The sequence below is a fragment of the Azospira sp. MPR-LB4 genome, from assembly GCF_058809525.1.
Window position 1 is genome coordinate 1,697,596 of sequence record NZ_CM179521.1, and the last position, 18,747, is coordinate 1,716,342.

The window sequence follows — 18,747 nt, forward strand, 5'->3', positions numbered from 1 at the left end:
CATGCACGAACCAGTTGAAAATTATCTTGGCAGAGCGGACGGAGCGGCCTCGGTCCTGGCCCATGCCCGACTCTTGATGCGCGCCCAGCGCGCCTACGACAGCTTTGCTCCGGGCCCGCTGGCGCGCTCGAGCAGTGTCGCGAATATCAAGTTGGGGAATGTCGTTATCCACGCCGATAACGGCGCGGTCGCTGCCAAATTGCGTCAGATGGCGCAAAGTTTGGCCGGCGAATTCTTGAAAAGGGGCTTTGAGTGTAACGGCGTGACCATCAAAGTGCAAGCACGCCCCCCCGCCGTGGCGCTCCCCTCTTCCACCCTCAAACCCCTGTCGGCAAGCACCGGCAACGAGCTCAAACAGCTGGCAGCCCAGCTGCCGGATGACTCCCCCCTGAAACGCGGCCTGGAAGGATTCCTGGCCCGGGCGGCGATCAAAGCGGAATGACGGCCACCCGCTCCAGCACCAGGAGCGCGAATATCAGCAGGGCCAACATCAGGGAATAGCGGAAGACCCGCCAGGAGAAATTCAGGTATCTGGCCTGGCGGGTGAACACATAGGCCACCACACCCGCGGCCACGGCGATGACCGTGAGGACGGCCAGGATGCGCAGGAGGAACAAGGCGGCCTCCCGCGCCGGCTCAGGCCGCCTGGACCGGCAGTTCCAGCCAGCGGGCGACGCCTGCCGGGGCCTGGGACTGGTCTTCGAAGGTGGCCCACTCCCAGGACTCGCGCTCCTGCAGCAGCTGGCGGGCCAGCATGTTGTTCAGGGCATGACCCGACTTGTGGGCGGTGAAGGCTGCCAGCAGGGGATGGCCCAGCAGGTAGAGGTCGCCCACCGCATCCAGCACCTTGTGTTTGACGAACTCGTCGCCATAACGCAGGCCGTCGCTGTTGAGCACCCGGTATTCGTCGAGAACGATGGCGTTCTCCAGGCCGCCCCCCAGGGCCAGGCCGTTTTCCCGCAGCATCTCCACATCCTGCATGAAGCCGAAGGTACGGGCCCGGGCTACTTCCCGGGTGTAGGACTGCTCGGCGAAGTCGACGCTGACGGACTGGGCCGACTTGTCGATGGCCGGATGGTTGAAAATGATGGAGAAGGTCAGCTTGTAGCCGTCGTAAGGCTCGAAGCGGGCCCACTTGTCGCCATCCCGCACCTCGATGGGGCGCGTGACGCGGATGAATTTCTTGGCTGCCGGCTGCTCTTCGATGCCGGCCGACTGGATGAGAAAGACGAAAGGCGCGGCGGAACCGTCGAGGATCGGCACTTCGGCCGCATCCAGGTCCACGTAGGCATTGTCGATGCCCAGGCCGGCGAAGGCCGACATCAGGTGTTCCACCGTCCCCACCTTGACCCCATCCACCTCCAGGCAGGAACACATGCGCGTATCACCCACCAGCAGGGCGTCGGCATGGATTTCCACGGGCTGGGGCAGATCCACGCGACGGAAGACGATGCCGGTATCGGGCGCGGCAGGACGCAGGGCCATGGTGACCTTGACGCCACTGTGCAGACCGACGCCGGAGGCGCGGATCAGGGATTTGAGGGTACGTTGTTTCAACATGTCGGCAATCGTTTTTCCGCTTCAAAATCAAAGCGAAGACGGAATAAGGGGGGAGCCCGCATTCTAGCACGAAGGCGGACTCCCCCTTAAGGAGGCGTTTTGTTACAACACGTTACCGCAGGTCTGGGCGACCGCCAGACGCCGGTCACCCCGGCGGGAGGCAGCGCCGTCCGCTTGCCCGTCAGACGGGCAGGCAAAGACGCCCGGCCGGTCGCCCCCGACCCTTAGTCCGCCTGCTTGCGCAGGAAGGCCGGGATGTCGTAACGATCGACGCCGCTGTTGGCCAGGGCTTCGACGGTGGCGTTGCGGCCCTTGCGGATGACGGCAGGCACGGCGTCCAGCTGGCCGTAGTCGATGGCCATGGGAGCGTCGTCGGTACCGGTACGCACGGCGGTGTTGATCACCTCGAAGGACTGGCGACGGGCTTCCGCCTTGCCCAGGCCGGTGGCGACCACGGTGACGCGCAGCTGCTCGCCCATGGCTTCGTCGAACACGGCGCCGAAGATGATGTGGGCGTCCTCGGCGGCGAATTCCTTGATGGTCTTCATCACCTCGTTCACTTCCTTCATCTTCAGGCTGCGGGAGGCGGTGATATTCACCAGCACACCGCGGGCACCGGACAGGTTGATGCCTTCCAGCAGGGGGGAAGCCACGGCCTGTTCGGCAGCGATGCGGGCCCGGTCCACGCCGGAAGCGTAGGCGGAGCCCATCATGGCCATGCCCATTTCGCCCATGACGGTGCGCACGTCTTCAAAGTCCACGTTCACCAGACCGGGGAGATTGATGATTTCCGCGATACCGCCTACGGCATTGCGCAGGACGTTGTCGGCAGCCTTGAAAGCCTCTTCCATGGACACATCGTCGCCCAGGACTTCCATCAGCTTGTCGTTGAGGATCACCACCAGGGAATCGACGTGCTTCTGCAGCTCGGCGATGCCGGCCTCGGCGGCCTTCAGGCGCTTGCCTTCGAAGCCGAAGGGCTTGGTCACCACGGCCACGGTGAGGATGCCCATTTCCTTGGCCACTTCCGCCACGATGGGAGCGGCGCCGGTACCGGTGCCGCCGCCCATGCCGGCGGTGATGAAGACCATGTTGGCGCCCTTCAGCTGCTCGGCGATGCGCTCCCGCTCTTCAAGGGCAGCGGCGCGGCCGGCTTCCGGCTTGGCGCCGGCACCGAGGCCGGAGGCACCGAGCTGCATCTTGTCGGCTGCCATGTTGCGGCTCAGGGCCTGGGCATCGGTGTTGGCGGCGACGAACTGCACGCCGTTCACCCCTTCACGGATCATGTGATCCACGGCATTGCCGCCGGCACCGCCGACGCCAACCACCTTGATCACGGTTCCGCTCGATTCTTCTTTATCAATAATTTCAAACATGGATCGCCTCCTTCAATTAACCACATTCAAACTTGCGTTGAACAAAACAGCTTGCATAGAAACTTTTTAGAAATTCTTCTCGAACCAGGACTTCATGCTGGAAAACACCTGCTTGACACTGCGCGTCTCCTGCACCTTCAGACCCCGCTTGCGCTGGGTCTGGGCCTCGATCAGCAGGCCGAAGGCAGTGGAGAAGCGCGGGCTCTGCACCACATCCGCGAGGGCGCCGGCGTACTTGGGTACGCCCAGACGCACCGGCATGTGGAATATCTCTTCGCCCAGCTCGATCATGCCGGGCATCACCGAAGCGCCGCCGGTGAGGACGATGCCGGAAGACAGCACCTCGTCGAAGCCGGAACGGCGCAGCTCGGCCTGAATCAGTTCGAACAGCTCCTCCACCCGGGGCTGGATCACGTCGGCCAGGGCGCGACGGGAGAGCTTGCGGCTGGGGCGGTCGTCCACCCCTGCCACCTCCAGCACCTCTTCCGGGTCGGCCAGCTGGGACAGGGCGCAGCCGTACTTGCGCTTGATGTCCTCCGCCTCCCGGGTGGGGGTGCGCAGGGCCATGGCGATGTCGTTGGTGACCTGGTCGCCGGCGATGGGGATGACCGAGGTGTGGCGGATGGCGCCCTGGGTCCACACGGCGATGTCGGTGGTGCCGCCGCCGATATCCACCAGGCACACGCCCAGATCCTTCTCGTCCTCGGAGAGCACGGCGAAGCTGGAGGCCAGGGGCTGCAGCACCAGGTCGTTCACCTCCAGGCCGCAGCGGCGCACGCACTTGACGATGTTCTGGGCGGCGGAGACGGCGCCGGTGACGATGTGCACCTTCACTTCGAGGCGGAAGCCGCTCATGCCGATGGGCTCGCGGATGCCGTCCTGGTCGTCGATGATGAATTCCTGGGTCAGGATGTGCAGGATCTCCTGGTCGGCCGGGATGGGCATGGCGCGGGCGGTCTCGATCACCCGGTCCAGGTCCATGGTGTTCACTTCCTTGTCCTTGATGGCCACCATGCCGTTGGAGTTGAAACTCTTGATGTGGCTGCCGGCGATGCCCGTATAGACGTTGGCCACCTTGCAGTCGGCCATCAGCTCCACCTCCTGGATCACCCGGGAAATGGCACTGACGGTCTCCTCGATGTTGACCACGACGCCTTTTTTCAGCCCCTTGGAATCCTGGCTGCCCATGCCGATGACGTTGAGACGCCCCTCCGGGGTGATCTCCGCCACCAGCGCCACGATCTTCGAGGTGCCGATGTCCAGGCCGACGACCAGTTCCTTGCTATCCCTGCTCATGATGTTCCTTTGCCTTCGCTACTTTTTGCATTGCACTCATTTCCCCGCGGCCGCCAGTCGCAGGGCGAAACCGTTGGGGTACCGCAAATCCACCACCTGGGGCCGGGGCGTGCGCTCCGCCAGCACCGTGTGATAAATCTCGATGAAACGTGACAGGCGCTGGCCCACCGGCGCCTTGGGCTGCTCCCGCCCCAGCTCCAGCACCATGCCGTCGTCCAGCTTCAGCTGCCAGGCCAGCCGGGGCGACAGCACCAGCTGCAGCGGCTGCCGCCCGGTGGGCTGCAACTGCCGGGAAAACTCGTCGAAACGGCGCAGCACGTCCGGAGCCGTGCCGATGGGGCCGTTCAGCTGGGGCAGCCCTTCCCCCCGGGACTGGGGCAGGCTGGCGGCGAACACTTCGCCGTAGGTATTCACCAGCTGGCCGCTGCCCTCGCCCCAGCGCGCCGCCGGACGATGCTCCTCGACCCGCACTTCCAGGCGGGAAGGCCAGGCCCTGCGCACCTCCGCCTTGCGCACCCAGGGCAGCTTTTCCAGGGCGGTACGCAGGGCATCCAGATTGACGCTGAAGAAATTGCCCCGCACCAGACCGGACAGGGCCCGCTCCACTTCGCCCCGCTGCACTTCGCGCAGTTCCTGGGCGAACACCACTTCCTTGAGGGGGAACAGGGGCAGGCGGGCGGCGCCCAGGCCCAGCGCCACGAGCAAAGCCGCCGCGCCCGCTGCAAGCAGCAGGTCGGCTACGGCCGTCATGAGCTGGGGCTTGTGCCACATGTCGCCTCGCTGTCCTTAGCCCAGGGTGGCGAGGGCCAGGACCCTCAGCACCAGCTGTTCGTAATCCATGCCCGCCACCCGGGCCGCCATGGGCACCAGGGAGTGGTCGGTCATGCCGGGGGAGGTATTCACCTCCAGGTAGTAGTGGTTGCCGGCCTCGTCCATGAGGAAGTCCACCCGGCCCCAGCCGCGGCCGCCGATGGCCCGGAAGGCTTTCAGGGCGCCGGCCTGGATCTCGGCCTCCTTCTCGGCGGGAAGGCCGCAGGGGCACAGGTAGCGGGTGTCGTCCCGCAGGTACTTGGCTTCGTAGTCGTAGAACTCGTTGGCCGGCTCGATCTTGATGATGGGCAGGGCCCGCATGTCGTCGCCCTGGCCGATGATGGCCACGGTGTATTCGCCGCCGGTAATGCCCTGCTCCACCAGCACCAATTTGTCGTGCTCGGCGGCGGCGGCGTAGGCGGCCTGCAGGCCGCCCTCGGTCTTGACCTTGGAAATGCCGATGGAGGAGCCCTCGCAGGCCGGCTTGACGAACAGGGGCAGGCCCAGCTCCTCTTCCACCTCGGCGAAATCACTGTGTTCGTTCACCATGGCATAGGCCGGCACCGGCAGGCCCACGGCCTGCCACATCAGCTTGGTGCGCCACTTGTCCATGCCCAGGGCGGAGGCCAGGACGCCGCTGCCGGTATAGGGGATGCCCATCAGCTCCAGGGCGCCCTGGATGGTGCCGTCTTCGCCGAAGCGGCCGTGCAGGGCGATGAAGGCCCGGTCGAAGCCCTTCAATTCGTCCAGGGAACGTTCCGCCGGATCGAAGGCGTGGGCGTCCACGCCCTGGTGCTGCAGGGCCGCCAGCACGCGGGAGCCGCTGTTGAGGGAAACGGCCCGCTCGGCAGACTTGCCGCCGAAGAGAACCGCCACTTTGCCGAAATCCTTGTTCATTGCTCTCTCACACACTCACTTACTTGGCCGCCGGCTGGGCGGCTAATTTGGCCGGGATGCCGCCGATGGAACCGGCGCCCATGGTCAGCACCACATCGCCGTCCCGGACGCAATCCAGAATGGTCTGCTGCATGGCGGCGATGTCCTCCACGAACACCGGCTCCACCTTGCCGCCCACCCGCAGGGCCCGGGCCAGGGCCCGGCCGTCGGCGGCGACGATGGGTTGCTCGCCGGCCGCATAGACGTCGGCCAGGAGCAGGGTGTCCACGGTGGACAGCACTTTCACGAAATCTTCGAAGCAGTCCCGGGTGCGGCTGTAGCGGTGGGGCTGGAAGGCCAGCACCAGGCGGCGCCCGGGGAAGGCGCCGCGGGCGGCGGCCAGGGTGGCGGCCATTTCCACCGGGTGGTGGCCGTAGTCGTCCACCAGGGTGAAGCTGCCGCCGGTCGGGCAGGCCACTTCGCCGTAACGCTGGAAGCGCCGGCCGACGCCCTTGAATTCGGCCAGGGCGGTGACGATGGCCTCGTCAGCCACGCCCACCTCGGTGGCCACGGCAATGGCGGCCAGGGCGTTGAGTACGTAGTGGCGGCCCGGCAGGTTGAGGGTGATGGGCAGGCGGGTGGTGCTGCCATTGACCCGCACCGCGTCGAACTTCATCTGGCCGCCAGCCTCGACGATGTTCTCGGCGTAGACGTTGCAGGTGGCCGGGTCCAGGCCGTAGCGGATCACCTGCTTGGGCACCTGGGGCAGGATCTCCCGCACATTGGGGTCATCCACGCACAGCACCGCCACGCCGTAGAAGGGCAGGCGATTGAGGAAATCGACGAAGGCGCCCTTGAGCCGGCCGAAGTCGTGGCCGTAGGTTTCCATGTGGTCGGCGTCGATGTTGGTGACGATGGAAATGACCGGCGACAGCAGCAGGAAGGAGGCGTCGGACTCGTCCGCCTCGGCCACCAGGAAATCGCCGGAGCCCAGGCGGGCATTGGCGCCGGCCGCATTGAGACGACCGCCGATGACGAAGGTGGGGTCCAGACCGCCTTCCGCCAGGATGGAGGCCACCAGGCTGGTGGTGGTGGTCTTGCCGTGGGTGCCGGCGACGGCGATGCCCTGCTTCAGGCGCATCAGCTCGGCCAGCATCTGGGCCCGGGGCACCACCGGGATGTGGGCCTCCCGGGCCGCCACCACTTCCGGGTTGTCGGCCTTGACGGCGGTGGAGACCACCACGGCGTCGGCACCGGCGATATTGGCCGCATCGTGGCCCTTGATGACCTTGGCGCCCTGGGCGGTGAGGCGGGCCGTGGCGGCGTTCTCGCCCAGGTCGGAGCCGGACACCTGGTAGCCTAGGTTGAGCATGACCTCGGCGATGCCGCTCATGCCCGAGCCGCCGATGCCGACGAAATGCAGATGTTTGATCTTGTGTTTCATTCTTTGCTCGCAGCTTCCATGCATGCCTTGGCCACCATGGCCGTGGCATTGGGCTTGGCCAGCTCCCGCGCCTTCTCGCCCATCTGGGCCAGCTGGCTGCGGGGCATATTCTTCAGGAGGGCCAGACTTTCCGGCGTCAGTTCGTTCTGAGGCAGGAGGATGGCGCCGCCCACCTGGGTCAGGAATTCGGCATTGCCGGTCTGGTGGTCGTCCACCGCATGGGGATAGGGCACCAGGATGGCCGGCACGCCGGCGGCAGCCAGCTCGGCCACGGTGAGGGCGCCGGCGCGGCAGATCACCAGGTCGGCCCATTCGTAGGCGCCGGCCATGTCGTCGATGAAAGGTACGCAGTGGGCGGCGACGCCGGCGGCGTCGTAGCCGGCCTTGAGGGCGTCGATCATCTTCTCGCCTGCCTGGTGCACCACCTGGGGCCGCTCGGCCTCGTCGAACAGGGCCAGGGCCTTGGGTACCGTGTCGTTGAGGGCCTGGGCGCCCAGGCTGCCGCCCACCACCAGCAGGTGCAGGTTGCCTTCCCGGCCTTCGTAGCGCTTCAGGGGATCGCCCAGGGCGGCGATTTCCGGACGCACCGGGTTGCCCACCCACTCCCCGTTCTTCATCACGTCGGGGAAGCCGGTGACCACCCGGTCGGCGACGCCGGCCAGGACCTTATTGGCCAGGCCGGCGACGGAATTCTGTTCATGCACCACCAGGGGCTTGCCCAGCAGGGCGGCCATCATGCCGCCGGGGAAGGTGATGTAGCCGCCCATGCCCAGCACCACGTCGGGCTTGACCACGCGGATGGCGCGGAAGGCCTGCCAGAAGCCCCGCAGCAGATTGAGGGGCAGCAGCAGCTTGCGCAGCAAGCCCTTGCCGCGCAGGGCGCCGAACTTCACCGGCACCAGGGGGAAGCCGCGCTGGGGCACCAGCCGGGCTTCCATGCCCGCCGGGTTGCCCATCCACACCACGTTCCAGCCGGCCTCGTGCATGTAGTCGGCCACCGCCAGGGCGGGGAAGATGTGGCCGCCGGTGCCGCCGGCCATGACCAGCAGGGTCTTCTGGCTCATACCTTGCCTCCCCGCATCAATTGTCGATTCTCCCAGTCCACCCGCAGCAGGATGGCCAGGGCCACGCAGTTGGCCAGGACGCCGGAGCCGCCGAAGCTCATCAGGGGCAGGGTCAGACCCTTGGTGGGCAGCAGGCCCATGTTCACTCCCATGTTGATGAAGGACTGCACCCCCATCCAGATGCCGATGCCCATGGCCACCAGGGCCGGGTAGAGACGTTCCAGGGCCACCGCCTGGCGGCCGATGGCGAAGGCCCGCTGCACCAGCAGGGCGAACAGGCCCACCACCACCAGGACGCCGACAAAGCCCAGTTCCTCGGCGATCACGGCGAGGAGGAAGTCGGTGTGGGCTTCGGGCAGGTAGAACAGTTTTTCCACGCTGCCGCCGAGGCCGACACCGAACAGCTCGCCGCGGCCAAAGGCAATCAGGGCATGGGACAGCTGGTAGCCCTTACCGAAGGCGTCGGACCAGGGGTCCATGAAGCCGAAGAGACGGTCGCGCCGGTAGGGAGAGACGATGATGAGGATGGCGAAGGCGGCCAGCAGCACCACGAACAGCACGGCGAAGAGCCGGGCCCGCATGCCGCCGAGGAAGAGGATGCCGATGGCGATGCTGATGATGACGACGAAGGCGCCGAAGTCCGGCTCCTTCAGCAGCAGGCCGCCGATCACCACCATGGCCCCAGCCATGGGCAGGAAGGCCTTCTTCAGGTCGTGCATGTGGGGCATCTTGCGCACCGTGTAGTCGGCGGCGTAGAGCACGGCGAACAGCTTCATCAGCTCGGACGGCTGCAGATTGGCGAAGCCCAGGGGCAGCCAGCGGCGGGCGCCGTTCACGTCCCGGCCGATGCCCGGAATCAGCACCACGGCCAACAGCACGGCACCGGTCAGGAACAGCCAGGGCGCCAGTTCCTGCCACACCTTGACCGGCACCTGGAAGGCCACGGCGGCAGCCACCATGGCGACGCAGAGAAAGACGCCGTGGCGGATGAGGAAGTAGGCCGGCTGGTAGCCGAAGGCCTTGCTGCCCTCGGCGGTAGCGATGGAGGAGGAATAGACCATCACCAGCCCCAGGGCCAGCAGGCCGAGGACGGACCAGAGCAGGAGCATGTCCACTTCCGTGGGCTCCTGGCGCGGCTGATTGAGGGCCTGGACCATGCTCATGCCCGGCCCTCCAGCTGTTGCACCGCGTCGATGAAGGCCTGGGCGCGGTGGGCGTAGTTCTTGTACATGTCCAGGCTGGCGCAGGCCGGGGACAGCAGCACTGCGTCGCCGGCCTTGGCCTGGGCGGCCAGCCAGGCGACGGCGGCGGCCATGTCGGCGAAGGATTCAGTGGGCAGGCCGCAGCCGGCAATGGCCTGGCCGATGGCCGGGCCGTCCTTGCCGATCAGGGCCACGGCACGGCCGTGCTGCTGCAGGGCAGCCTTGAGGGGCGAGAAGTCCTGACCCTTGCCGTCGCCGCCGAGGACGATGGCCAGGGGCCGGCCCAGGCCCTCGATGGCGGCCAGGGTGGCGCCCACGTTGGTGCCCTTGGAATCGTCGTAGTAATCGACGGCGCCGATGCGGGCCACGTGTTCCACCCGGTGGGGCAGACCCTTGAAGGCCTTGAGGGCGGGCAGCACGGCGGCGGGAGCGACGCCCACCGCCTCCAGCAGGGCCAGGGCGGCCATGGCATTGGCGGCGTTGTGCAGGCCGGTCAGCTGCATCTCGGCCAGGGCCAGCAGCTTGTCGTTGCCGCGCATCAAGCAGCCGTCAGCAATACCGTAATCCAGTGCCCGGCCCGGCTGGTCCAGGCCGAAGGTGACGAAATTGCGGCCGCAGCGGCCCAGGCCCAGGCTGCGGTCGTCGTCCCGGTTGAGGATCATGGCGCCCTTGCCCTGGAAGATGCGGGCCTTGGCCTCGGTGTAGCGGTCCATGGAGCCGGCGTAGCGGTCCAGGTGGTCTTCCGAGACGTTGAGCACGGTGGCGGCGTCGGCGTTGAGGCTGTGGGTGGTTTCCAGCTGGAAGCTGGACAGTTCCAGCACCCACAGCTGCGGCAGGTCGTTGCCGTCGAGGGCATCCATCAGGGCGTCCAGGGCGGCGGGGGAGATGTTGCCGGCGACCCGGGTGTTAAGGCCGGCGGCGGCACCGAGGGCGCCGGTGAGAGCCGTGGTGGTGGTCTTGCCGTTGCTGCCGGTAATGGCGATGACCTTGGCGGCGGGGCTGTAGCGGCCCAGGGCCCAGGCAAAGAGTTCGATTTCGGAAACCAGGGGCACGGCGCCGGCCACGGCGCTCACCTGCTCCACCGGCACCCCCGGGGAGATGGCGATGAAATCTGCCCCGGCGAAGGTAGCGGCCTGGAACGGGCCGGTGACAAGCTCCGCAGATGGCACGGCGCTGCGGAAGGCGTCCGCATTGGGCGGCAGGGCACGGCTGTCGGCGACGCGCACCCGCGCGCCTTCCCGGGCCAGCCATTTGGCCATGGCCAGGCCGGACTCGCCGAGTCCCACTACCACCGCCTGTTTGCCTTGGACGTTCATTTCGTTCTATTGCCTTCGCTTAACGCAGTTTCAACGCAGCTTCAGAGTGGAGAGGCCGAACAGCACCAGCATGATGGTGATGATCCAGAAGCGGACCACCACCTGGGTTTCCTTCCAGCCCTTCTGTTCGAAGTGGTGATGCAGGGGCGCCATGAGCAGGATGCGTCGCCCCTCGCCGTAGCGTTTCTTGGTGTATTTGAACCAGCTCACCTGCAGCATCACCGACAGGGTTTCGACGACGAAGACGCCGCCCATGATCAGCAGCACGATTTCCTGGCGCACGATCACCGCCACGGTGCCCAGGGCCGCGCCCAGGGCCAGGGCGCCCACGTCGCCCATGAACACCTCGGCCGGATAGGCGTTGAACCACAGGAAGCCCAGGCCGGCGCCGCACAGGGCGCCGAGGAACACGGCCAGCTCGCCGGCGCCCGGCACATAGGGCAGGAACAGGTACTTGGCGTAGCCGGCGTGGCCGGCGACGTAGGCGAACACCGCCAGGGCCGCCGCCACCATGACGGTGGGCATGATGGCCAAACCGTCCAGGCCGTCGGTGAGGTTCACCGCGTTGGAGGTGCCGACGATGACGAAGTAGGTCAGGGTGATGAAGCCGATCACACCCAGGGGATAGGAGAAGGCCTTGAAGAAGGGAATGATCACTTCGGTCTGGGCCGGGCCGGTGGCGGAAAGCCCCAGATAGACGGCGGCCGCCAGGCCGAAGACGGACTGCCAGAAGAACTTCCAGCGGGAAGCCAGGCCGTTGGGGTCCCGGTACACCACCTTCTTCCAGTCGTCGTACCAACCCACGGCGCCGAAGCCCAGGGTCACCACCAGCACCACCCAGACATAGCGGTTGGAGAGGTCGCCCCAGAGCAGGGTGGTGATGCCGATGGCGATGAGGATAAGGACGCCGCCCATGGTGGGGGTGCCGGTCTTCACCAGATGGGTCTGGGGGCCGTCGGTGCGCACCGCCTGGCCGATCTTCTTCGCCGCCAGCCAGCGGATGACGCCGGGACCGGCGACAAAGGAGATGAGCAGGGAGGTCATGGCGGCCAGCACCATGCGCAGGGTGATGTAGTTGAAGACGTTGAAGGCCCGGATATCCTGGCCCAGCCATTGGGCGATCAGCAGCAGCATCAGCTGTTCTCCTTGGAATTTTGGTTGGCGGCCGGCGCCGTCAGGGCGTCCACCACCCGCTCCATCTTCATGAAGCGGGAGCCTTTCACCAGCACGGTGGTGTCGCCGGTCAGTTCGGCCTGCACCGCCTGCACCAGGGCCTCGAGGTTCTTGTAGTGGTGGCCGCCGGCGCCGAAATTGCGCGCCGCCTGGGCCGCGGCCTCGCCCAGGCAGTGGAGCTGGTCCACGCCCTGGGACTTGGCGTAGCCGCCGATTTCGTCGTGGTACTGGCCGCTCATGGCGCCGATCTCGCCCATGTCGCCCAGCACCAGAATCTTGCGGCCCACGGTGGCGGCCAGCACGTCGATGCCGGCCCGCACCGAATCCGGATTGGCGTTGTAGGTGTCGTCCAGGATGACGGCGCCGGCGGCGGCCTGCCTCTGCTGCAGGCGGCCCTTGACGCCGCGGAAGGACTCCAGCCCGCCGACCACGGCCGCCAGGGAGATGCCGCCGGCCAGGGCGGCGGCTGCGGCGGCCACGGCGTTGCGGGCGTTGTGCAGGCCGGGCACCCGCAGGCGGATGGCGGCATTGCCCTTGGGCGAGGTCAGGTCGATGCGGGTTTCCAGGCCGTGCAGCTGCACCTTGCCGCCCACGTCGGCGGGCTTGTCCAGGCCGAAGGTGACGACACGGCGACGCTCGTTCACGCCCTTCCAGTAAGCGGCGAAGGCGTCGTCGGCGCTGACCAGGGCGACGCCGCCGGGCTTCAGGCCGGCATAGATGGTGGCCTTTTCCTCGGCCACCTGCTGCAGGTCGCCCATGCCTTCCAGGTGGGCGCGCTGGGCGTTGGTCACCAGGGCCACGGTGGGCTGGGCCAGGCGGGTCAGGTAGCCGATCTCGCCCGGATGGTTCATGCCCATCTCGATGACGCCGGAACGGTGGGTGGTGCGCAGCTTGAGCAGGGTCAGGGGCAGGCCGATGTCGTTGTTGAAGTTGCCCTGGGTCGCCAGCACCACCATGGCCGGATCGTAGCCATCCAGCACGGCCTGGGCCTGGAGGATGGAGGCGATCATTTCCTTGGTGCTGGTCTTGCCGTTGGAGCCGGTGACGGCGATCAGGGGCAGGGAGAACTTGGCCCGCCAATAGCCGGCCAGGGCGCCCAGGGCCAGGCGGGTGTCGGCCACCGCCACCAGGGGCAGGCTGACCTTGCCCTGCAGCTGTTCCACCGTATCCACGGCCACCACGGCGGCGCAGGCGCCCCGCTCGCCGGCCTGGGCCAGGTATTCGTGGCCGTCGAAACGCTCGCCGCGCAGGGCGACGAACAGCTCACCGCGGCCGACGCTGCGGCTGTCGGTGGAAACGCCGCCGAACAGCACGTTGCTGCCGTAGGCGGTGCCGTTGGTGGCCCGGGCCACTTCGAATAGATCCATCATGCTGCCATGCTCCCGGCGCGCTGTTGCAGGGCCCGCGCCACGGCCTCGATGTCCGAATAGGGGCGCCGCACCAGGCCGGCGGCACCCATGATTTCCTGATAGGGCTCGTGGCCCTTGCCGGCCACCAGCACCACGTCGGCCACATCCGCCCGCAGCACGGCGTGGGCCACAGCCACCTCCCGCTCCGCCTCCAGCGCCGCCTCCGGCGCTCCGGCACGGATCTCGGCCAGGATCGCCAGGGGATCTTCGCTGCGCGGGTTGTCGCTGGTCAGCAGCACTTCATCGGCCAGGCGGGCGGCGACGCTGCCCATGAGGGGGCGCTTGCCCTTGTCCCGGTCGCCGCCGCAGCCGAAGACGCAATGCAGGCGGCCGCCCCGGGCCTGGGTCACTTCCCGCAGGGCGGTCAGGGCGTTTTCCAGGGCATCGGGGGAGTGGGCGTAATCCACCACCACCAGGGGCAGGCCCTTGCCGCCAAAACGCTGCATGCGGCCGGCGGGCGGGGTCAGGCGGCACAGGCGCTGGCCCACGGTTTCCAGGGGCAGGCCCAGGGCCAGCAGGGCGCCGGCCACGGCCAGCAGGTTGGCCACGTTGTAGCGGCCCACCAGGCCGGTTTCCACCACCACCCGGCCCTGGGGTGCGATCAGGGTGAAGGCCAGGCCTTCGGCGCCATGGCGCAGGTTTTCGGCAGACAGGAGCCAGTCGGCCTCGGTCGCCTGACGGCCTTCCAGGGTATAGCCGATGCGCAGGCTGGCGGTGGTCTGGGCCAGCAGCTCCCGGCCGAAGGGATCGTCCAGGTTGATCACCGCCTCGTTCAGCTCGGGCCAGGCGAAGAGCCGCTCCTTGGCGGCGCCGTAGGCGGCCATGGTGCCGTGGTAGTCCAGGTGGTCCCGGGTCAGGTTGGTGAACACGGCGACGGAGAAGCGGGCACCGTGGCAGCGGCCCTGGTCGAGGCCGATGGAAGAGACTTCCATGGCGCAGGCGACGGCGCCGGCAGCCTTGTATTCGGCCAGCAGGCGGTGCAGGGCCAGGGCGTCGGGCGTGGTGTTGGCGGCTTCGCCCAGGGCGTCGGGAAAGCCGTTGCCGAGGGTGCCGATGACGGCGCAGGAGCGGCCGGCGCCGCCCAGGGCCTGGGCGATCCACTGGCTGCAGGTGGTCTTGCCGTTGGTGCCGGTGACGCCCACCAGGGCCAGCTGCTCCGAAGGCCGGCCATAGACCAGGTTGGCCAGATGGCCGGCGAAGGACTGCAGGTTGTCCACGCCCAGCTGGGGCACGGCGGCCCAGGCGGGATTCCAGGCAAAGTCCCGGGCTTCCCAGAAGACGCCGGCAGCGCCCTTCTCCAGGGCGGCGGGAATGAAGCTGCGGCCGTCGGCGGCATGGCCGGGATAGGCGACGAAGACGTCGCCGGGCTGCACCCGGCGGCTGTCGTTCTCCAGCCGGGTGACGGCGGCGCCCTGGGCGCGCAGCTGGTCGAGAAGGGCCTGGGCCACGATGGCGCCGCTCACAGGGCCTCCTTGCCGGCATTGGAGCCGGCCACCTGCAGGGCCGCATCCTGGGGCACGCCCAGGGTGCGCAGGGCACCGCTCATGATGTTGGCAAAGGTGGGACCGGCCACGTCGCCGCCGAAGTGCTTGCCGCTGGAAGGCTCGTCGATCATCACGGCGACGATCAGGCGGGGGTCGCTGGCCGGGGCCAGGCCGACGAAGGAAGCCACGTACTTGCGGGCGTAGACGCCGCCTTCCAGCTTGTGGGCGGTACCGGTCTTGCCTGCCACCCGGTAGCCGGGGATCTGGGCCTTGGGCGCGGTGCCGCCGGGCTGCACCGCCATTTCCAGCATGGCCCGGACCTCGCGCACGGTCTGGGGCGAGAACACCCGCTCGCCCTTCACCGGATTGCCGTCGCCCTTGAGCAGGGTCAGGGGAATCAGCTCCCCGTCCCGGGCGAACACGGTGTAGGCCCGCACCATCTGCATCAGGGAAACGGAAATGCCATGGCCGTAGCTCATGGTGGCCTGTTCGATGGGGCGCCAGGTCTTCCACGGCCGCAGGCGGCCGCCCACTTCGCCGGGGAAGCCGAGCTTGGGCGCCTGACCGAAGCCCAGGTTGTCGAACATGGTCCACATTTCCTCGGCCGGGAAGGTGCCGGCCACCTTGGCGATGCCCACGTTGGAGGATTTCTGGATCACCTGGGCCAGGGTCAGCAGACCGTGGGCGTGGGAGTCGGAAATGGTGGCGGTGCCGATGGTCAGCTTGCCCGGGGCGGTGTTGATGACCGAATCGAAACGGAACTTGCCCTTCTCCAGGGCCAGGGCCGCCGAGAAGGGCTTCATGGTGGAACCGGGTTCGTAGGTGTCGGTGACGGCCCGGTTGCGCAACTGGGCGCCGGAGAGGTTGGCCCGGTTGTTGGGGTTGTAGGTGGGCCAGTTGGCCAGGGCCAGGATTTCGCCGCTGCGGGCATCCACCACCACGGCGCCGCCGGCCTTGGCGTCGTTGTCGTCCACCGCCTGCTTCAGCTGGGAGAAGGCCAGGTACTGGATCTTGGAATCCAGGGCCAGGGTGATGTCCTTGCCGTCCTGGGGCGGCTTCACCGAGCCCACGTCCTCGACGATCTGGCCGCGGCGGTCCTTGATCACGCTGCGGAAACCGGGGCGGCCCAGAAGCTGGTCCTGGAAGGCCAGCTCGACGCCCTCCAGGCCCTTGTCGTCCACGCCGGTGAAGCCGACGATGTGGGCGGTCATGTCGCCGGAGGGGTAGTAGCGGCGGTATTCCTTGTTCTGGTGGATGCCCGGCAGCTTCAGGGCGGCGATGCGCTCCCCGGTGTCCGGCGGGATCTGCCGCTTCAGGTAGACGAAGTTCTTGTCCTCGGCCAGGCGGCGGTTCAGCTCGCGGCCGTCCATTTCCAGCATCTTGGCCAGGTTCTGGGACTGCTCCGGGGTCAGTTTGACGTCCGCCGGGATGGCCCAGATGGAGCGCATGGGGGTGGACACGGCCAGCACGTCGCCGTTGCGGTCGGTGATGCGGCCGCGGGAGGCGGAGATTTCCAGCTCCCGGCGATAGCGGGATTCGCCCTTTTCCTGGAGGAAATCGTTGTTGATCACCTGCAGATAGAAGGAGCGGCCGGCCAGAACGGCAAAGCCCCCGAGCAAGGCGAGGGCGGCAAGGCGGGAGCGCCAGGCGGGGAAAGCCAGCTGGAGCACCGGGCTTTCGGTGTAGCGGTGGCTGCGGGCCCGGGCCATCTCAGCGGCCTCCTGCGGGCACGTTGATCACCTTCGCCGGCTCCGGCGCATGCATGTGCAGCTTGTCCCGGGCGATTTTCTCGATGCGGGGATGGGTGGCCCAGGTGGACAGTTCCAGCTGCAGCTGGCCCCATTCCACATCCAGGCTGCGGGCCCGCTCCTGCTCCCCTTCCAGTTCCTGGAACAGCTTGCGCGCCTTGTGCTGGGAGGTGACCACGCCCAGGGCGCAGATCATGGCCGCCAGCAGCAGGAACAGGTTGAGGCGCAGCATCTCAGGCCACCTTCCGGCTCAGGGGCACTGCGGTGCGTTCCGCCACGCGCATGATGGCGCTGCGGGAACGGGGATTGGCCGCCACTTCCTCCCGGGAGGCCCGCACCGCCTTGCCCACCAGCACCAGGGTCGGCTGGGGCAACTGGTCGGCGCGCAGGGGCAGACCCTTGGGCAGGTGACTGGCAGGCTCGGCTTGGTCACGCAGGAAATTCTTGACGATGCGATCCTCCAGGGAATGGAAGGAAATCACCGCCAGTCGGCCGCCGGGCTTGAGCAGCGCCAGGGCCTGGGAGAGGGCTAGCGAGAGCTCCTGGAGCTCTTGATTGATATGAATCCGTATAGCTTGAAAGCTTCGCGTCGCCGGGTCCTGACCGGGCTCGCGGGTCCGCACGGCTTCAGCGACGAGCGCGGCAAGCTGCCTTGTGGTTGCAACAGGCCGCTCGGACCGAGCAGCCACAATCTTCTTTGCAATCTGCTTAGCAAACCGTTCTTCCCCATAGTCCCTTATAACCTCCGCAATTTCCGTCTCATCGGCGCGGGCCAGCCATTCCGCGGCGGTTTCGCCCCGGGTGGTGTCCATGCGCATGTCGAGAGGGGCATCGAATCTGAAGCTGAAGCCCCGCTCTCCCTCATCGATCTGGGGCGAAGACACTCCGATATCCAGGAGCACCCCGTCCACCAGCCCGATTCCCTGTTGCTGCAACACCTCCCCCATCTCGCTGAAAGGGGTGTGATGCAGCGAAAAACGCTTGTCCTGGATCGACGCCCCGGCCGCGATGGCCCGGGGATCCCGATCGAAAGCCACCAGCCGCCCCTCGGGCCCGAGGGACTCGAGGATCAGCCGGCTGTGCCCGCCGCGGCCGAAAGTGCCGTCCACATAGACGCCCCGCGGGTCAACGCGGAGGGCCGTCACCGCTTCCTGCAGGAGCACGGTGACGTGGGTACTACGTTCGGTGGTCACAGAACAATGCCCTCGAAACTGGCGAGAGCCTCAGGATCCTGGAGCGCCGCCAGGGCCAGCTCGTTCTGCTTGGCCCAGGAGTCCTCGCTCCAGATTTCAAAGTGGTCACCCATGCCCACCAGCATCACCTGTTTGTCCAGCTTGGCCAGGGAACGCAGGGCGGGAGGGAGAAGAAGACGTCCGGTGGAGTCGGCTTCCTGGACGGAAGCGGTCCCCAGGATCACCCGGCGCACCGCGGCGGTGGCGGGATTCATGGTGGCGATCTTGGACAGCTTGTCGGCGATGGGCTGCCATACCGACTCGGGATAGACCTTGAGGCAACCGTGGGGGTGGTAATTGACCACCAGGCGGCCGGCGGAATTGAGGGCGAGTTCGGGCCGGTGACGTGCTGGCACAGCCAGCCGCCCCTTCGCATCCAGACTCAGCGTATCCGCCCCTTGAAACATGACTTCCCCTGGTTTCCCCCGAGGTCCTTCGGCAGGCGGGAGGATTTCGCTCACTCCACAATTCACCACCGAACACCACGTTTCACCACTTTAGTGCACTCAAATCTTAGCGTCAATGGGGAAATGGCATTTTTTTCTTTTGCGACAAGGGCTTACAGCGCTTTCTGACAAAATTTTACAGAAAAAATTTCCTTAAAAATCAATATTGATACAAATCAAACTGAAAGTACTTTATTAGGAGTTGAAGGCCGCAATCCGCCCTCCGGGCATCCCATGCCATCGGAGTGACAGGCAAGACGACGAGCGCAAGAAAGAAGGATGGGGACAAGCTGAAAGAACGACGGGCGAAC

At 66.9% G+C, this 18,747-nt stretch carries 18 protein-coding genes; 1 reads left to right on the forward strand and 17 read right to left on the reverse strand.

Annotated elements, in window-relative coordinates; translation table 11 throughout:
* Window position 1: 1 nt before the first annotated feature.
* Window positions 2-442, forward strand: a complete 441-nt coding sequence (locus tag AC3QLZ_RS07905) for a DciA family protein (RefSeq protein WP_014235351.1) — start codon at window positions 2-4, stop codon at window positions 440-442.
* On the opposite strand, the gene AC3QLZ_RS07910 is transcribed toward AC3QLZ_RS07905, so the two are convergent.
* The 17 genes from AC3QLZ_RS07910 to mraZ all read right to left on the reverse strand — a co-directional run bounded on the left by AC3QLZ_RS07910 (window position 429) and on the right by mraZ (window position 18,397).
* Window positions 429-617, reverse strand: a complete 189-nt coding sequence (locus tag AC3QLZ_RS07910; RefSeq protein ID WP_014235352.1) for a hypothetical protein — start codon at window positions 615-617, stop codon at window positions 429-431. The two genes, AC3QLZ_RS07905 and AC3QLZ_RS07910, sit on opposite strands and share 14 nt — an antisense overlap.
* A gap of 19 nt (window positions 618-636) precedes the next feature.
* Window positions 637-1,560: a UDP-3-O-acyl-N-acetylglucosamine deacetylase gene (gene lpxC / locus AC3QLZ_RS07915; RefSeq protein ID WP_014235353.1), complete on the reverse strand. Its 924-nt coding sequence runs from the start codon at window positions 1,558-1,560 to the stop codon at window positions 637-639.
* Between the two features lie 224 nt (window positions 1,561-1,784).
* The gene (ftsZ, locus tag AC3QLZ_RS07920) at window positions 1,785-2,936 is read right to left on the reverse strand and encodes a cell division protein FtsZ (protein ID WP_014235354.1); all 1,152 of its coding nucleotides are present in this window, start codon (window positions 2,934-2,936) and stop codon (window positions 1,785-1,787) included.
* 66 nt (window positions 2,937-3,002) lie between these two features.
* The gene (ftsA, locus tag AC3QLZ_RS07925) at window positions 3,003-4,232 is read right to left on the reverse strand and encodes a cell division protein FtsA (RefSeq protein ID WP_014235355.1); all 1,230 of its coding nucleotides are present in this window, start codon (window positions 4,230-4,232) and stop codon (window positions 3,003-3,005) included.
* A gap of 36 nt (window positions 4,233-4,268) precedes the next feature.
* On the reverse strand, window positions 4,269-5,003 hold the full coding sequence (locus AC3QLZ_RS07930) for a cell division protein FtsQ/DivIB (RefSeq protein ID WP_014235356.1): 735 nt from the start codon (window positions 5,001-5,003) through the stop codon (window positions 4,269-4,271).
* A 15-nt stretch (window positions 5,004-5,018) separates the two neighbouring features.
* Entirely contained in the window at window positions 5,019-5,939 is a 921-nt protein-coding gene (locus AC3QLZ_RS07935; protein ID WP_014235357.1) for a D-alanine--D-alanine ligase, read from the reverse strand.
* Between the two features lie 19 nt (window positions 5,940-5,958).
* The gene (gene murC / locus AC3QLZ_RS07940) at window positions 5,959-7,362 is read right to left on the reverse strand and encodes a UDP-N-acetylmuramate--L-alanine ligase (protein WP_014235358.1); all 1,404 of its coding nucleotides are present in this window, start codon (window positions 7,360-7,362) and stop codon (window positions 5,959-5,961) included.
* Complete coding sequence (gene murG / locus AC3QLZ_RS07945; RefSeq protein WP_014235359.1) at window positions 7,359-8,426, reverse strand: undecaprenyldiphospho-muramoylpentapeptide beta-N-acetylglucosaminyltransferase; 1,068 nt, start codon at window positions 8,424-8,426, stop codon at window positions 7,359-7,361. Before murG ends, murC begins: the two co-directional genes overlap by 4 nt.
* Entirely contained in the window at window positions 8,423-9,589 is a 1,167-nt protein-coding gene (ftsW, locus tag AC3QLZ_RS07950; RefSeq protein WP_014235360.1) for a putative lipid II flippase FtsW, read from the reverse strand. Before ftsW ends, murG begins: the two co-directional genes overlap by 4 nt.
* Entirely contained in the window at window positions 9,586-10,944 is a 1,359-nt protein-coding gene (gene murD / locus AC3QLZ_RS07955; protein ID WP_014235361.1) for a UDP-N-acetylmuramoyl-L-alanine--D-glutamate ligase, read from the reverse strand. Before murD ends, ftsW begins: the two co-directional genes overlap by 4 nt.
* A 30-nt stretch (window positions 10,945-10,974) precedes the next feature.
* Window positions 10,975-12,078 carry a phospho-N-acetylmuramoyl-pentapeptide-transferase gene (gene mraY, locus AC3QLZ_RS07960; RefSeq protein WP_014235362.1) on the reverse strand — a complete coding sequence of 368 codons (1,104 nt, stop codon included), beginning with the start codon at window positions 12,076-12,078 and terminating at the stop codon, window positions 10,975-10,977.
* Window positions 12,078-13,487, reverse strand: a complete 1,410-nt coding sequence (locus tag AC3QLZ_RS07965) for a UDP-N-acetylmuramoyl-tripeptide--D-alanyl-D-alanine ligase (protein ID WP_014235363.1) — start codon at window positions 13,485-13,487, stop codon at window positions 12,078-12,080. Before AC3QLZ_RS07965 ends, mraY begins: the two co-directional genes overlap by 1 nt.
* Window positions 13,484-14,989 carry a UDP-N-acetylmuramoyl-L-alanyl-D-glutamate--2,6-diaminopimelate ligase gene (locus AC3QLZ_RS07970; protein ID WP_014235364.1) on the reverse strand — a complete coding sequence of 502 codons (1,506 nt, stop codon included), beginning with the start codon at window positions 14,987-14,989 and terminating at the stop codon, window positions 13,484-13,486. The genes AC3QLZ_RS07965 and AC3QLZ_RS07970 overlap by 4 nt, the downstream gene beginning before the upstream one ends.
* Complete coding sequence (locus AC3QLZ_RS07975; RefSeq protein WP_014235365.1) at window positions 14,986-16,719, reverse strand: peptidoglycan D,D-transpeptidase FtsI family protein; 1,734 nt, start codon at window positions 16,717-16,719, stop codon at window positions 14,986-14,988. Before AC3QLZ_RS07975 ends, AC3QLZ_RS07970 begins: the two co-directional genes overlap by 4 nt.
* A 1-nt stretch (window position 16,720) precedes the next feature.
* On the reverse strand, window positions 16,721-16,990 hold the full coding sequence (gene ftsL / locus AC3QLZ_RS07980) for a cell division protein FtsL (protein WP_014235366.1): 270 nt from the start codon (window positions 16,988-16,990) through the stop codon (window positions 16,721-16,723).
* Window position 16,991: 1 nt separating this feature from the next.
* Complete coding sequence (gene rsmH / locus AC3QLZ_RS07985; RefSeq protein WP_492783609.1) at window positions 16,992-17,951, reverse strand: 16S rRNA (cytosine(1402)-N(4))-methyltransferase RsmH; 960 nt, start codon at window positions 17,949-17,951, stop codon at window positions 16,992-16,994.
* Window positions 17,948-18,397, reverse strand: a complete 450-nt coding sequence (gene mraZ, locus AC3QLZ_RS07990) for a division/cell wall cluster transcriptional repressor MraZ (protein ID WP_014235368.1) — start codon at window positions 18,395-18,397, stop codon at window positions 17,948-17,950. Before mraZ ends, rsmH begins: the two co-directional genes overlap by 4 nt.
* Window positions 18,398-18,747: the final 350 nt, after the last annotated feature.

Excerpts from the sequence above, each read along its gene's own strand:
- ftsW (WP_014235360.1), bottom strand. The coding sequence starts at position 9,589 with ATGAGCATGGTCCAGGCCCTCAATCAGCCGCGCCAGGAGCCCACGGAA.
- murG (WP_014235359.1), bottom strand. The coding sequence starts at position 8,426 with ATGAGCCAGAAGACCCTGCTGGTCATGGCCGGCGGCACCGGCGGCCAC.
- lpxC (WP_014235353.1), bottom strand. The coding sequence starts at position 1,560 with ATGTTGAAACAACGTACCCTCAAATCCCTGATCCGCGCCTCCGGCGTC.
- AC3QLZ_RS07905 (WP_014235351.1), top strand. The coding sequence starts at position 2 with ATGCACGAACCAGTTGAAAATTATCTTGGCAGAGCGGACGGAGCGGCC.
- murC (WP_014235358.1), bottom strand. The coding sequence starts at position 7,362 with ATGAAACACAAGATCAAACATCTGCATTTCGTCGGCATCGGCGGCTCG.
- AC3QLZ_RS07965 (WP_014235363.1), bottom strand. The coding sequence starts at position 13,487 with ATGATGGATCTATTCGAAGTGGCCCGGGCCACCAACGGCACCGCCTAC.
- ftsZ (WP_014235354.1), bottom strand. The coding sequence starts at position 2,936 with ATGTTTGAAATTATTGATAAAGAAGAATCGAGCGGAACCGTGATCAAG.
- AC3QLZ_RS07930 (WP_014235356.1), bottom strand. The coding sequence starts at position 5,003 with ATGTGGCACAAGCCCCAGCTCATGACGGCCGTAGCCGACCTGCTGCTT.
- ftsA (WP_014235355.1), bottom strand. The coding sequence starts at position 4,232 with ATGAGCAGGGATAGCAAGGAACTGGTCGTCGGCCTGGACATCGGCACC.
- AC3QLZ_RS07975 (WP_014235365.1), bottom strand. The coding sequence starts at position 16,719 with ATGGCCCGGGCCCGCAGCCACCGCTACACCGAAAGCCCGGTGCTCCAG.
- mraY (WP_014235362.1), bottom strand. The coding sequence starts at position 12,078 with ATGCTGCTGCTGATCGCCCAATGGCTGGGCCAGGATATCCGGGCCTTC.
- AC3QLZ_RS07935 (WP_014235357.1), bottom strand. The coding sequence starts at position 5,939 with ATGAACAAGGATTTCGGCAAAGTGGCGGTTCTCTTCGGCGGCAAGTCT.
- mraZ (WP_014235368.1), bottom strand. The coding sequence starts at position 18,397 with ATGTTTCAAGGGGCGGATACGCTGAGTCTGGATGCGAAGGGGCGGCTG.
- murD (WP_014235361.1), bottom strand. The coding sequence starts at position 10,944 with ATGAACGTCCAAGGCAAACAGGCGGTGGTAGTGGGACTCGGCGAGTCC.
- ftsL (WP_014235366.1), bottom strand. The coding sequence starts at position 16,990 with ATGCTGCGCCTCAACCTGTTCCTGCTGCTGGCGGCCATGATCTGCGCC.